Consider the following 13,680-nt stretch of genomic DNA (forward strand, 5'->3'; position numbering starts at 1 on the left):
CCGCCCGGCGCAGCGAGTGGCTGGGCCGGGCGGCGATGCAAGGCGCGGCTTGCGCGCCGCCCCCTTCAGGCTAGAACACCCACAGCTTTTCGGCCGGCATGTGCAGCCAGTAATCGCCGGCGTCGAGCCGGTGCTTCGAATAGGCGCGCACGCTGGTCTGCTCGTCCGAGAACAGGCACTCCCAGCGGTCACCCAGGTACATGCAGGTAAGCAGCGGCAGCGGAATCGCGTTGTCGACCTTCGAACTGCTGATGCGCACCTCCTCGACGCGGATCATCGGCATGCCGTCCGCGCCGGTATCCTGGCCGCGGGCGCTGCCGGTCAGCGGGATACCGCCGACCTGCAGGTTGACGTGGCCGTTCGAGCGGCTGATGACCTTGCCGGGCAGGCGGTTGTTACTGCCCATGAACTCGGCGGTAAACATCGTGTCGGGCGACTCGTACATGCTTTGCGGCGAGCCTTGCTGTTCGATCTTGCCGTTGTTTAGCAACAGGATCCGGTCCGAAATGGCCATCGCTTCGGCCTGGTCGTGGGTCACCATCAGCGCCGACAGGCCAAGCCGCACGATCAGTTCGCGCAGGAAGGCGCGCGCTTCCTCGCGCAGCTTGGCGTCGAGGTTCGACAGCGGTTCGTCAAGCAGGATCACCGGCGGGTTGTACACCAGCGCGCGCGCGATCGCCACGCGCTGCTGCTGGCCACCCGACAACTGGTGCGGGAAGCGCGCGCCGAGCGCGCCCAGTCCCAGCTGTGCCAGCACGTCGTTGACCTTGGCTTCGATTTCCTTCGCGCCCAGCTTGCGCAACTTGAGGCCGTAGGCCACGTTCTCGAACACGGTCTTGTGCGGCCACAAGGCGTAGGACTGGAACACCAGCCCCAGGTTGCGCTCCTCGGCCGGCAGCTCGACGCCGGCCGCGCCATCGAAGACGCGGCGGTCGCCGATGTCGATGGTGCCGGTCTTCGGGCTTTCCAGGCCCGCGACGGCGCGCAGCAGGGTGGTCTTGCCGCTGCCCGATGGCCCCAGCAGGGCCACTACTTCGCCGCGCCGCAAGTGCATCGACACCCCTTTCAATATCGGGTTGGCGCTCGCGCCGCTGCCATAGTCCAGGTGCAGGTTGTTGACGGTCAGTTCGTTCATGATGAAGTCTCGCGTAGTTTTAGTTAGTGATGCAGCTTGACACCGAAGCGCAGCGCGATGCCGAGTCCGATGGCGACCAGGGTGATGTTAATAAAGGACAGCGCTGCCACCAGGTCAGTGGAGCCGCCGGCCCACAGCGACACCAGCATCGCGCCAATGACTTCGGTGCCCGCGTGAGCAGGTAGACGCCGGTCGAATATTCGCGTTCGAAGATCAGGAACACCATCAGCCATGCGCCCATCAGGCCGTACTTGACCAGCGGCAGGGTCACGTCGCGCGTGACCTGGCCGCGGCGTGCGCCCACCGCGCGCGCCGCTTCTTCCAGTTCCGGCCCGATCTGCAGCAAGGCGGTCGAAATCAGTCGCATGCCGTAGGCCAGCCAGACCACCGAGTAGGCCAGCCACAGCGCGAAGATGGTCGAGCGCAGTTCGCGCAGCGCGCCGATGAAGTGGGTGCTGAGCCAGGTGGCCAGGCCATTGTCCATCGACTTGAGGATGCCATCGAGCCAGGACGGCACGAACAGGAATACCCACAGGAACGACAGGCCGGCCAGCAGGCCCGGCACGGCGCGCGGCACCAGCACGCTGTAGTCGAGCAAGCGGGTAATGCCGTCCTGCTTGCGGTGCATGGCGAGCGCGATCGCGCTGTAGCAGGCCACTGCCAGGCCGCCGCCGATCACGCCGATCAGGATGGTGTTGACGATGCCGCGCACCAGCGATGGTTGCTCCCAGATGTCGCGGAAATGCTGCAAGGTCAGCACGTCGGCCAGATTGACGCCTTCGCCCCAGTACTGGACGAACGAACGCAGCACGATGCCCGACAGCGGCAGCACGATGGTAATCAACAGCCAGCCACCCAACAGGCCCAGCGCGACCCACTTCCAGCGGCCCAGCGGCATCAGCTTCTGGCGCGCACCCTTGCCCTTGATCGACACATACTTGTTGGCCGACTTGAGCAGCCAGCGTTGCAGCATCACCAGCGGCAACGTCACCATCACCAGGCACACCGCCACAGCCGCCATCAGATGGTAGGAAGGCGTGCCCAGCTTGTTGGTGAGCTTGTACAGGTAGGTCGGCAACACCAGGTGGCCTTCTGGGTCGCCCAGCACCAGCACCAGGCCGAACACTTCGAAGCCGAGGAAGAACACCAGCACGCCGGCATACGACAGCGCTGGCATGATCATCGGCAGCGACACGTTCAGCATCACCTGCATCGGCGAGGCGCCGGCCACGCGGGCCGCCTCTTCCACGTCCGAGCCCAGGCTCTTCAGCGCCGAGGATGCGTACAGGTAGACGTGCGGGACGTGGGTCAGCCCGGCGATGACGACGATGCTGGTGAACGAATAGATGTTCCATGGGATGAAGCCGAGCAGCTCCTTGGCCCACACCGAGTAGAAGCCCACCGGCCCCATCGACACCACGTAGCCGAATCCCATCACCATCGGCGACACGAAGATCGGCACCAGCAGCATCGGGGCGATGATGCCGCGCCCCGGCAGGTCGGTACGTACCATCAGGAAGGCCAGCACGCCGCCCAGCGGCACGGCGATGGCGGTCAGGCCGGTTGCCAGCATCAGGCCGTTCTTGAACGCCTGCGCGAAATCCGGGTCGTCGATGATGAAGCGGTAGGCGTCCAGCCCAAGCACCTTGTCGGGCATGAAGAATGGTGCCGACAGGAAGCTCTGGTAGAAGATCAGGAACAGCGGCACGAAGACCGCGGTCATGGTCAGGATGGTGACGATCCCGCGCGGCCAGTTGATGCGCCGCAGCGACGAGGCCGAGAAAATGGGATGATCCAGGCGTTGAATGGTGGTTGTTTGCATGGCTGATGTCCGTGTGTGTATACCGCCGCGCGAACTGGTCCGCGCGGCAAGCGGCCGCAAGGCCGTCGCATCATGAGGTAATGGGGTCTGGTCGGCGGCGCGCCCGGCTTATTTCTTGCCGGCGGTGCTCTTCCACTGATTAAGGAAGGCCATCCGCTTGGCTGCCGCGAGATACTGCAAGACGTTCGGATGAACCGGGATCGGCTTGACGTTGGCCGCGCCGATCGCGGCGATCAGGTCGGTCGCCGTGGTTTCGCCCTTGACGTCGAGGCGGATCGCGAACAGCTTGGAGTCGTTGGCGATGATGGTCTGGCCACGCTGCGACAGGATGTAGTCGGTCCACAGCTTGGCGGCGTTCACGTTCTTGGCGGACTTGTTAATGAACAGCACGCGCGACATGATCAGGGTGTAGTCCTTTGGCAGCACTACGCCGATCGACGGATCGGTCTTGGCGCGCACCAGCGCGTACGATCCGAGCACGTTGTAGCCGATCAGGTTCTCGCCGGAAGAGATCCGCTCCATCATGGTGCCGGTGGACGACTGCACCCGCACCTTGGCCGTGCCGAACGCGCTGGTCAGGCCGGCGAACTGCTTGTATTCGTGCGCATCCTGGGTCATGAACATGAAGCCCACCCCGGATTTCTCGATGTCGTAGGTGGTGACCTTGTCCTTGAACTTCGGCTTCAAGATCAGCTTGGCGAAGTCGGCATGGGTGGCCGGCACTTCGTTTGCCTCCACCAGGCGCTTGTTGTACACGATGGCGGCAGGCTCGAACGTGGTGCCGTAGGCAGAATCGTTCCAGACCGCCCAGGCGGGAATCTTCGATGCCTCGACCGAGCGGTACTTCAGCGCGTGGCCTTCCGACGCGAGCCGCATCTGCAGGTCCATCGCCGACGACCACACCACGTCGGCGGTGCGCCCGCCGGCGGCCGTTTCGGAAATGAAGCGGTTGTATACCTCGGTCGAGTTCATGTCGTTGTACTCGACCGTGATTCCCGGGTACATCTTGTTGAAGTCCTTGATCAGCGGGTGCGCCGCCTTGCTGTCGGTGGCGCTGTACACCACCACCTTGCCTTCAGCCTTGGCCGCAGCGACGATCCTGGCGTAGTCGGCCGGATAACCGGGCGGCACTTGCGCGGCTGCGGGGAAGGTGATGGCAGCCAGGGCGATTGCGCCGGCCAGTCGTTTGATCGAAATCATCGTGTTTATCTCCGTTATTTAGTTTTGACTACGTGTCGCATCTAGAAAAATCGCCTCGGGCCGCCCGCTAGCGCATCAGGCCCAGTTGCGCGGCCTGCTTGCCGTAAGCGGAGACCGCGCTGTTGACGTACGCTGTCAGGGCGTCCCCGGTCAGCGCGAATGGATACAGGCCGTATTGCGCCCTTGCTTTGGCAAATTGTGGGTCGGCCATCATGCGGTCGAAGGAGGCCACCCATTTACGGTAGTTTTCGTCGGATACCTGCTGTCCCATCCAGACGCCGCGGATGATCGGCCACACCACATCGAATCCCTGTTCGCGCGCGGTCGGCACATTGGCGAGGCTGCCAGGGAGGCGCCGCTCTGACAGGACCGCCAGCACGCGCACGCCGCCGGCCTTGGCCATCATGGTCGCCTCCGACGCATCGCCGGAGACCACCTGCACGTGTCCGGCCTGCATGGCGGTGAACGCCTCGCCGCCACCTTCCAGCGCTACATAGCGCAGCGACTTGGGGTTGACGCCGCCAAGGCGGGCGATCATGGCCATCTTGATCCAGTCCTGGCCGCCGATAGTCCCGCCCATGCCGATCAGGAACCGTTCCGGATGCTTCTTGAGCGCCTTGACCAAGTCGCCCAGCGTGTGAATGCTGGAGTCGGCACGCACCGCCACCATGCCGTAGTCGGTACCCAGCGCGGCGACCCAGCGGACGTCGCCGGTGCCTGACTTGCCGAACTTGCCTTGGGCCAGGTTCAACAGCGAGCCGCCGGAAAATGCCACCAGCGTATCGGGGGCGGAACGGCGCTGTGCCGCCAGTGCAGTCCACGCGACCGCACCGACGCCACCTGGGACATAGCTGATGCGCATGCGCTGGGAGTCTTCCTGCACCGACGCATTCCATCCGGCCCGCACCAACTTGCACGTCAGGTCCATCGCGCCCGCAGGCTTGGATGGAACGATGCACTCCGGCGCGGCGGTGGCCGCGGAGCAGGCCAGCCACAGTGCGGCCGCCTGCCAGATAACACCAATGCTCTTCATGGGTGGTTCGTCTCTGTTGTGATTATTGAGCAGTTCGATGGAATCATCTTACCCCTGGCTACCTTTCAGCCCGCTTTCAGGCACTTGTTCTTAAAGGTTTTTTCTACTGAACATTATTTCAGTTCGCGTTCAGCTTGTGTTCAGGTTCGGCCACCAGGCTCGGCATTCCATGGCCCCCCAAAAATCAAGGAATACCGATGAAAACACCCTCGTCCCGCACCCGCGCCAGCCTTGCGGCCGCGCTCTTGCTGGCCGCCGGCGGCAGCGCCGCGGCGCACGCTCCCGGCACGCTGCCCGCGCCGGATGCTCCCTATGTCACGGCGCAGGGCGCCGTGCGCGTGGTTGGCTATAACGATATGCAGGAAATGCTCGAGGCGCTGAACCGGCTGTTCGCAAAGTCCCATCCCGGGATACGCTTCGAGCTGCAGCTGAAGGGAACCCGCACCGCGCCGCCCGCCTTGGCCAGCGGCGGCTCGCTGTTCGCACCCATGGGCGCCGAATTCTCGGATGCGGAACTGGCCGCCTACCGCCAGGTGGCCGGCCATGCGCCGCTGGCGATCCGGGTCGCGCATGCATCGCTCGATCCACGTGCGCTGTCCTCGCCGCTGGCCCTGTATGTCAACCACAGCAATCCCCTGCGCGAATTGACGCTGGCCCAGGCCATGGCCGCCTTCACTGCCGGCATTGACGGCCGCACGGCGCTGGTGTGGGGCGACCTTGGGCTGGGCGGCGCATGGGCCACCCGCCAAGTGCGGCTGTGCGGCCTTGCGCCCGATACAGCGCTCGGCATCTTCATGCGGCGCCACCATTTCGACGGCCGCCAGTATGCTTCCCACTTCCAGGGCTTCAGGCAATCGGCCGACGCGGTCAGCTGCGTCGCAGGGTCGCCGGCGGCGCTGGGCTTTGCCGGCAGCAACCGGGTCGCGCCCGGCGCCAGGATCCTGGCGGTTGCCCCGGCAAGCGGCGGGCACGCCGTCCTGCCCAGCGCCAGCGCAGTCGCCGCGGGCGGCTACCCGCTGGACCGCCATTTGCTGATTTATGTACGCAAGGTTCCGGGAAAACCGCTGGAACCGCTGGCCGAGGCTTACCTGCGCATGGCGCTGTCGCCTGCGGGACAGCAGGCGATCGGCAGCGGCACCCTGGGTTACCAGCCCTTGAATCCGCAAGAGCTTGCGGATGAGCTGGGCAAACTGGGAGAATGAAGGCGGGAGCAAGATAGTTAACAAGTTTCAAGCCGCGTTCAGGTTAAATTTAGTCTTGGCGTTCACTATTTGCCCACCAATTACAGAATGGAGGCTACACATGAATAAATCCACTACCCGATTCGCGCGCGCCCAACGCAGGCACGCACGGCGGGACAGTGCCCCGCTGCTGCGCGCCAGTGTGGCCGCCTGCCTCGCGCTGGCCGCCGGCGCATGCGCGGCGTCGGCCGACCCGGCCAAGCCGCTGGCACCGCTGGCGCCGAACCAGATGCTGCAGATGGTCTACCCGGCGCCTGCGACGACGGTGCCGCAGACGCCCGAGCAAACCGAAGCGTCGCGCCGGACCGGCCGCAAGGCGCCGACGCCGGAAGTGCTGCAGCCGACGCTCGACAGCGCCCTGCCCTCCTACCGTCCGCGCACCGACATCAAGCTGTCCGGCACCTTCAAGGGCGGCGCGTCCGACGTCTTGCCGGGCGTGGTCGGCCTGTGGTTCAAGCGCTTCCAGAAAATGTATCCAAACGTGAAAATGAGCATCATCCCGCCGTTCGCGGGCAGCCTGGGCGCCAAGGAACTGGTCAAGCAGAACGTCGATTTCGTGTTCGTCTCGCGCGAGCTGAAGCCGGAAGACCTGGTCGAATTCAAGGCCAAGTTCGGCTACGATCCCCTGAGCGTCCCGATCTCGGGCGGCTCCTACCGCCACTTCGGCTTCCTCGACGCGGTCGGCTTTTTCGTCCACAAGGACAACCCGCTCGAGAAGATCACCTTCGAACAGCTCGACGCCATCTACTCGAGCACGCGCCACCGCGGCGGCGCCGCCATCACCACCTGGGGCCAGCTGGGCCTGGGCGGCGAGTGGGCCGACAAGCCGATCCACGCCTACGGAATCAAGCCGTGGAACGGTTTCGAGGAATTCGTGCGCCAGCGTGTCCTGAGCAGCGACGGCAAGCGCGGCGAATGGAACGACAAGGTCACATTCGAGAAAGTGGTATTCCCGATGGCGCGCCACGGCGCGGAAGACCGCTACAGCATCGGCTACACCGGCATGGCCTACCTCGACGCCGGCGTCAAGCTGATCCCGGTCGGGGAAACCGCGGCAGGCCCGTTCGATGCGCCGACGTACGAAAGCGTCGCGTTGGCGACCTACCCGCTGAGCCGCCTGATCTACTTCAACCTGAACAAGACCCCGGGCAAGCCGCTGAACCCGGTGCTGGAAGAGTTCATCAAGTACATGCTCAGCAAGGAGGGCCAGCAAGCCGTGCTCGATCACGCGATCTATGTTCCGCTGCGTTCCGGGCAAGCCGAAGGCGCACGCGCGCTGCTGGCCAAATAAGCTCTCCGCTCCCGCGACCGCGGGAGAAAACAAGGCCGGCAACCGCGATGCGGTCCCGGCCTTTTTCATTGTCCCCTGCCTTGTGCCTAGCGCGCCTGGCGTTGCGGGCCGACCGGCACGATGACGCCGTCGGCGACCAGGGCCGCGAACTCCTCTTCCTGCCGTGCGCAAAAGCGCGCCTCATCGCCTGCCAGCGCCGTCTCGGGGACAGGCGTGCGGCCTGGCACGCGCCCGGCTGGGGCGCAGTGTACCTCGCTATCGCGCCAGCCGAGGGCGGACGCGGCATCGGCGACGACGCCGACAAAACTGTCCGGGCCGCTCAAATACAGGTGTTTTCCAGGTTCCGGGCCAGCCAGTACGCCATCGATATCGAGCAACTGAGATGGCGGACCGTCGCTGAAGTGCAGGCTGACGCGCGCGGCATATGGGCACTGGCTGAGGTACTGGAGGAAGGCCATGTCACGCGCCGACCGGCCGCGGTAGTGCAGCACGAACGCGGCGCCGCTGCCCGCCAGTTGCGCGGCCACGCCGAGTAACGACGCGATCCCGACATCGCCGGCGATCAGCACGGAAAACCGCGCCGGACGCGCCAGCTCGAAACCGCTTGCGGGAAGCCCGGCCTGCAGCACGTCGCCGGCCCGCACCAGCTGGTGAAGGCCGCGCGAGACAGCGCAGCCGTTATGCTTGCATGGGACGGCGATCAGGTAGCGCTGGGTGTCGCCAGGGGCGTTACACAGTGCGAAACGTGCCGTCTGCCCCAGGAGTTCCAGTTCGATGTGCGCGCCGGCGCCGAACGGCGGCAAGGCGCCTCCCGCCAGCGGCACCAGGTCGAACAGCACGGTGTCGCCGCTGTCCTGCCACCTGCGGGCGACCCGCACCAGCATGCGGCCGCCGGGCGTGTCCGCCCGGCGCGCACTGCGGTGGCGGAGCCGGAAAACAAGGCGCTGACAGAAGTTGCGCATGGGGGTCGTCACAGAAAGGCAGGCACGGCCAGCGCGCTGGCCGTGCCTGCGGGTCACTGAGGCGCTCTAGAAGCGCGTACGCATCGACACCGCCACCGAACGCGGCGCGCCAGGCAGCACCGCCAGCTCGCCGAAGAAGCCGGCGCTCTCGTAGTACTTCTTGTCGAACAGGTTGCTGAACTTCAGGGTGAAGTCGAACTTGCCGAGGTCGTAGTAGATACCAAGGTCGGCCACCGAATACGACGGCAGCTTGAGCACCTTCAGCGCCGTTGCGCGCTGGGCCGCGGTGCCGTTGGTGAGCGTTTGCGGGATGGTGCCGGCACGTTCGCTGGTGTACACGAAACCCAGCCCGACACCCAGTCCCTTGAGCGCGCCCGAATCGATATCGTAGCGCGACCACAGGTTCATGTTGTTGCGCGGGGCGTTGTCCAGGCGCGCGCCCACCTGCACCGGATCGGTCGATTCGGTGATGGTCGACAGCGTGTGGGCGATGCCGGCGGTGAACTGCCAGTTCTTGAGCGGGTTGGCGTTGATCTCGAACTCGATGCCTTGCGAGCGCTGTCCGCCGATCTGCGCAGAGCATGCGCCGGACACGCCGGCGTTGCATGCGGTGGCGATCAGCACGTCTTCCTTCTCGATGCGGAACAAGGCCAGGTTGGACTGCAGCCTGCCGTCATAGAGTTCGGCCTTGGCGCCCACTTCGACCTGCCTTGCCGTCACCGGCTTGAACGGATTGGCGCCGCTGGTGTCCTGCGAACTGGCCGGGGTCGGCACGTAGGAGGCGCTGTAGCTCGTATAGATCGTCCATTGCTCGCTCGGCTGGTACATCAGGCCGGCCATCGGCACGAATTTCTGGCTGCTCTTTTCGCGCTTCGGCGTCACCAGCGGGTATTTCAGGTCCTCGAAGCTCTGGTGCTCGCGCGCGTAGCGGCCGCCGATATTGAGCTTCCAGTGTTCCGACAGGGTCATCAGGTCGGAAAAATAGATGCCCTTGCCGGTCGATTTGGTGAAGCGGTCGGTGTCGCTGGCCACGCCGGTCGCGCTGACGTTGCGCACCGGATAGCTCGACAGCGGGCCGACCATGCCATGGCGCGGGTTGTACACCGAAATATCCAGCGAGGTCGGGCCGGTGGCCGGCGCATCGAAGTACTGCAGGCGCAGCGTGTCGGCGCTGTCGCGGCCCCAGCTCAGGCCGACCAGCACCTTGTGGCTGATGGCGCCAGTGTCGACCGGGATGGTCAGGCTGGTGTCGACCGAATCGTACTTGCGCTCGTTGTCCTGCACGCGCGCGCGGCGCTGGATGTCGACCAGGTTCGGACGGATCGCGTTGACGTCGAACGATTCCTGCGAATCTTCGCTGCGCACGCTGCGGGCGCCGAAGTTCCACTCCACGCCACTCTCGAACGAATGGGCCAGCGCCAGGTTGGCCGCGGTGCCGGACTCCTTCTGGAAGTCGTCCAGCTCCTGGTAGCGGGTGGCGATCGGTGCCACGCGGCCGATGTCGCGGTCCGGCGCGACCAGGAAGGTGTCGTAGGACACGCGCGTCTTGCGGTATTCGAGGCCCAGCGTGGCCGAGGTGCTGGGCGTGATATTCCAGCGCAGGCTTGGCGCGAGATAGCTCGACTTATCGTAGGTGGAGTCGCGCCACTTGTCGACGTCGCCCTTCTGCGCCACCAGCCGGTAGGCCAGCCTGCGGTCGTCGTCGAGCGGGCCGGTCAGGTCGAGCGAGACATCGTAGCCGGTGGCGTCGCCCAGGTCCATACCGTTGCCGGTGTAGGCAGTCGCCTTGACCGCCAGTTCGGCGGCGCGCTTGAACTTCGGCTTTTTCGAGATCATGTTGACAAAGCCGCCAGGCTGGGCCTGGCCATACAGCACCGAGGCCGGGCCCTTGACCACTTCGATATGGTCGACGCCGATGGTCGGCGGCGAACCGAAGCGGCCGGTCAGGCCGGGCAGCCCATCGACCATGATCGCGTTCTTGTCGTTGCCGCTGGTCTTGAAGCCGCGGATCGACATGTCATAGCCGGTATTGCCGGCCCGCTTGATGCCGGTCATGTAGTTGTACAGGTCGGCTATATTGGTCGTTTCGATCGCCTTCATGAAGTCGCCGGTGTAGGCGGCTACCGAGAATGGCGTATCGAGCACGCTGGCGTCGCCCTTCATGGCGCTGGATGCACCGGTGGCCACGAAGCGGCCGACAACCGTCACCGCCTGGACCGGGCCGGTGACCGCAGGGGCTTCCTGGCTTGTCTCGGCGGGTTCGCTGACGGCAGTTGCGTCCGGGGCGGCCTGGGCATAGGCGGCCTGGCCCATGCCGACCGGCAGGGCGGCCAGGATGGCGTACGCCAGCTTTTTCATCTTCATACTGTCTCCTTCATTGTTTTGTGTGTTGCGGGATTACGAACCTTTACGATGGCCCGAGTCTGGACCCGCAACCTGAAAGCAACCTGAACTCCACGTAAATGTGCGTTCAGCAGCGCATTTCCCGTTGCCGCCCTGTTTTTTCAGGTTGCATTCAGGTTGCGGCGCCAATATTCGCCAGTGCCCAGCCCTGGCGCAGTCCGGCCGGCGCCCCACCCTTGTTCTTCAACCGTCATTTGCACCGAAAGCGACGAAAGCACAACATGCCTGTTCCAAGCACTCTTTCCTACCGCACGCGGCTGCGCAGCCTGGCCATGGCCGCTGCCGCCGCCATGCTGCTCAATCCCGGCGCGGCGCGCGCCGCCGATCCCGCCATGCCGCGCTACGCCCCCGAACAACAGGTGGCCGGGGCGATCGACAGCGGCGGCGACGCCGGCATGCGCGCCTTGCTCGACACCTGGATGGAGGCCGTGCGCAAGCACCAGCCCGGCCTCAAGCGCGGCACGCGCTGGGAGCACCGCGGCGACGCCACCGCGGTGGGCGAGCTGATGTTCGAGCGCACCGACATCGCCGCCATGTCGCGCCTACCCACCGCCGCCGAGCTGTCGCCCTACGCCCACCAGTTCCACGGCGACATGATGAAAACGCCTCTGATGCTACAGGTTGCCCACCGGGCCAGCAAGCCCATTTACGTCGCGGTCAACAAGCGCGCCGGCGCGCCACTGCCGCAGCGGGTCAAGGAACTGCTGGCCTTCATCCTCAGCCAGGAAGGCCAGGCACTGGTGCCAGCGCACGGCTACCAGCCGCTGGCCGCGCAGGAAGCGCTGGAGGGACGCGCCCGGATCGCGGAATACCTGGCGCCACTCGATCCCGGCCTGGCGCCGTACGCCGCCAGCCGCCCTGTGCAGGGGCGCCTTCGCAGCGTCGGAAGCGACGGCATGAAGACGCTGATGGACCGCTGGATGCGCGAATTCCGCCGGGTGCAGCCAGGCGTGCTCACCGGCGAGCGTTGGGAGCACTTCGGTACCATGAACGGCTTCCACGCCCTGATCGCCGGCGAGACCGACATCGCGCCGATGGGCCGCGAAATCTGGCCGGACGAACTGGCCACCTTCCGCAGCACCCGCCCCGGCAGCGAACTGGTCGAGATCCGGGTCGCGCGCGGCGGCTTCAATACGCCGCAGCGCACCACCGCGCAGGCTATCTTCGTCCATCAGGACAATCCCCTCGAGCGCATCACGCTCGACCAGCTGCGCGGTATCCTCGGCCAGCCGCAGGCGATCGCCACCTGGGGCCAGCTCGGCCTGACCGGCGACTGGGCCGCGCGTCCGATTCAGGTGTACACGCCGCCGTCGGCTGCGCCCAACAGCATGTCGATGCAGATGATGGTGCTGCGGTCGGGCCCGTGGAACGCTGGCGCGCGCCCCGGCTCGATCGCCGATACTGCCAAGGCCATCGCGCGGGACCCGGCTGCGCTCGGCTTCGGCGGGTTCGAGGAAGGTGGTCCGGGACTCAAGACACTGGCGGTTGCAGGCAGCGCGGGCGGTCCGTTCATCGCCGGCACCAGCGCCGATGCCGCCAGTGGGCGCTATCCGCTCACCCGCTACATGTACATCCGCCTCAGCCGCGAACCGGGCCAGCCGCTGCCGGCGCCGGCGCGGGAATTCCTGCGCTATGTATTGAGCGCGCAAGGCCAGGAGCCGATCAGGTATTCCGGCTATTTCCCGCTCAGCGCGGCGGAGGCGCGGGCCGAGCTGGCCAAGCTGGATTGAAGCGCACCTGCCACCTCACCTTAAGGGAATTTCAGAAACGATTCATGTTTATTTAATGTGCGCCACCTAATATTGAGCTGCACTCTACATCACTCCAACACTCGAGGAAAATCATGAAATCATTGAAACAGCTTGCCCTTGTAACCGCCGTGGCCGCCGCAGCCGCTTTCAACCCGATTTACGCATCGGCAGCCGATGCAGCACCTATGCCAGCGCCGACGCCGAAGAACTGGACCGCTCCTTCCCACAAGATGCTGAGCCAGGTACTGGTCGACGAACTGATGGCGAAGCATCCTGAATTGATGAGCATCACGATGCACGCCCATCCTCCTGGCGCGCCAGCCGATGTCTACACGATGATTGCCGGTTCGTTCCCCGACCGCATCGGCAACCAGTCGTCACCGGGCGACGTCATCACGCTCAAGAAGGGCGTGAGCCAGATCGAGTCGAAATGGGGCACGCCGGACTACCAGAAGAAGGTATCGGCCGTCATGCCGCTCAAGGATGCGTCCGGCAAATACATCCCTGCCGCGATGGTCATCGCCTTCAAGACCTCGCCCGGCAGCGGCATGATCGACACCGACTTCCTGAAGCCAGCCATCTCAATCCGCGACGGCCTGCAGAAGCGGATCGGCAGCTTCGACACCCTGTTCGAACCAGCCAAGTAAGTTTCACCTCCCCGGCGCCGGTGCCGGGCTGCCCTACTCCTCCCAGGGTCTCTTGTCGCGCAATCCGCGTGGCCGCAATGCATCGCGGCCGCCAGGTTGCGCTTTTTTTTGGATCAAGCCTTTTTCCATCTGGACTGCATGCCTTGACATCCTCCCCTTCGTGAACGAAAGGGGATTCCACTGCTGGCGTCTGAT

9 protein-coding genes and 1 pseudogene are annotated in these 13,680 nt (G+C 65.2%); 4 read left to right on the forward strand and 6 right to left on the reverse strand.

All coding sequences use genetic code 11. The features are described 5' to 3' along the window. Positions 1-70: 70 nt before the first annotated feature. The 4 genes and pseudogenes from D3872_RS20660 to D3872_RS20675 all read right to left on the reverse strand — a co-directional run bounded on the left by D3872_RS20660 (position 71) and on the right by D3872_RS20675 (position 5,190). Positions 71-1,135: an ABC transporter ATP-binding protein gene (locus tag D3872_RS20660; RefSeq protein ID WP_119812581.1), complete on the reverse strand. Its 1,065-nt coding sequence runs from the start codon at positions 1,133-1,135 to the stop codon at positions 71-73. A gap of 23 nt (positions 1,136-1,158) precedes the next feature. Beyond that, positions 1,159-2,957, reverse strand: a pseudogene (locus tag D3872_RS20665) (ABC transporter permease). A gap of 108 nt (positions 2,958-3,065) precedes the next feature. Continuing rightward, a complete protein-coding gene (locus D3872_RS20670; RefSeq protein WP_119812582.1) occupies positions 3,066-4,157 on the reverse strand; it encodes an ABC transporter substrate-binding protein in 1,092 nt (363 codons plus the stop codon). 67 nt (positions 4,158-4,224) lie between these two features. Then, a complete protein-coding gene (locus D3872_RS20675; RefSeq protein WP_119812583.1) occupies positions 4,225-5,190 on the reverse strand; it encodes a Bug family tripartite tricarboxylate transporter substrate binding protein in 966 nt (321 codons plus the stop codon). Between the two features lie 197 nt (positions 5,191-5,387). On the opposite strand from D3872_RS20675, the gene D3872_RS20680 reads away from it, so the two are divergent. Both D3872_RS20680 and D3872_RS20685 read left to right on the forward strand, forming a co-directional pair. Further along, positions 5,388-6,392, forward strand: coding sequence for a PstS family phosphate ABC transporter substrate-binding protein (locus D3872_RS20680; protein WP_119812584.1), 1,005 nt, complete (start codon positions 5,388-5,390; stop codon positions 6,390-6,392). 100 nt (positions 6,393-6,492) lie between these two features. Next, the gene (locus tag D3872_RS20685; RefSeq protein WP_119812585.1) at positions 6,493-7,722 is read left to right on the forward strand and encodes a PstS family phosphate ABC transporter substrate-binding protein; all 1,230 of its coding nucleotides are present in this window, start codon (positions 6,493-6,495) and stop codon (positions 7,720-7,722) included. Positions 7,723-7,808: 86 nt separating this feature from the next. Here D3872_RS20685 and D3872_RS20690 read toward each other — a convergent pair whose 3' ends face one another. Together D3872_RS20690 and D3872_RS20695 are read right to left on the reverse strand one after the other, a co-directional pair. After that, positions 7,809-8,684 (reverse strand): ferredoxin reductase, encoded by an 876-nt coding sequence (locus D3872_RS20690; protein ID WP_147373949.1) that lies wholly within the window; start codon positions 8,682-8,684, stop codon positions 7,809-7,811. Between the two features lie 66 nt (positions 8,685-8,750). After that, positions 8,751-11,048 (reverse strand): TonB-dependent siderophore receptor, encoded by a 2,298-nt coding sequence (locus D3872_RS20695; protein ID WP_119812587.1) that lies wholly within the window; start codon positions 11,046-11,048, stop codon positions 8,751-8,753. Between the two features lie 260 nt (positions 11,049-11,308). On the opposite strand from D3872_RS20695, the gene D3872_RS20700 reads away from it, so the two are divergent. Both D3872_RS20700 and D3872_RS20705 read left to right on the forward strand, forming a co-directional pair. Beyond that, positions 11,309-12,817: a substrate-binding domain-containing protein gene (locus tag D3872_RS20700; RefSeq protein ID WP_220476974.1), complete on the forward strand. Its 1,509-nt coding sequence runs from the start codon at positions 11,309-11,311 to the stop codon at positions 12,815-12,817. Between the two features lie 113 nt (positions 12,818-12,930). Further along, positions 12,931-13,485, forward strand: a complete 555-nt coding sequence (locus D3872_RS20705; RefSeq protein WP_119812588.1) for a hypothetical protein — start codon at positions 12,931-12,933, stop codon at positions 13,483-13,485. The last annotated feature ends 195 nt before the right edge of the window (positions 13,486-13,680 follow it).

Origin of the sequence: Massilia cavernae (genome assembly GCF_003590855.1) — a bacterium.
GTDB lineage: Bacteria > Pseudomonadota > Gammaproteobacteria > Burkholderiales > Burkholderiaceae_D > Telluria_A > Telluria_A cavernae.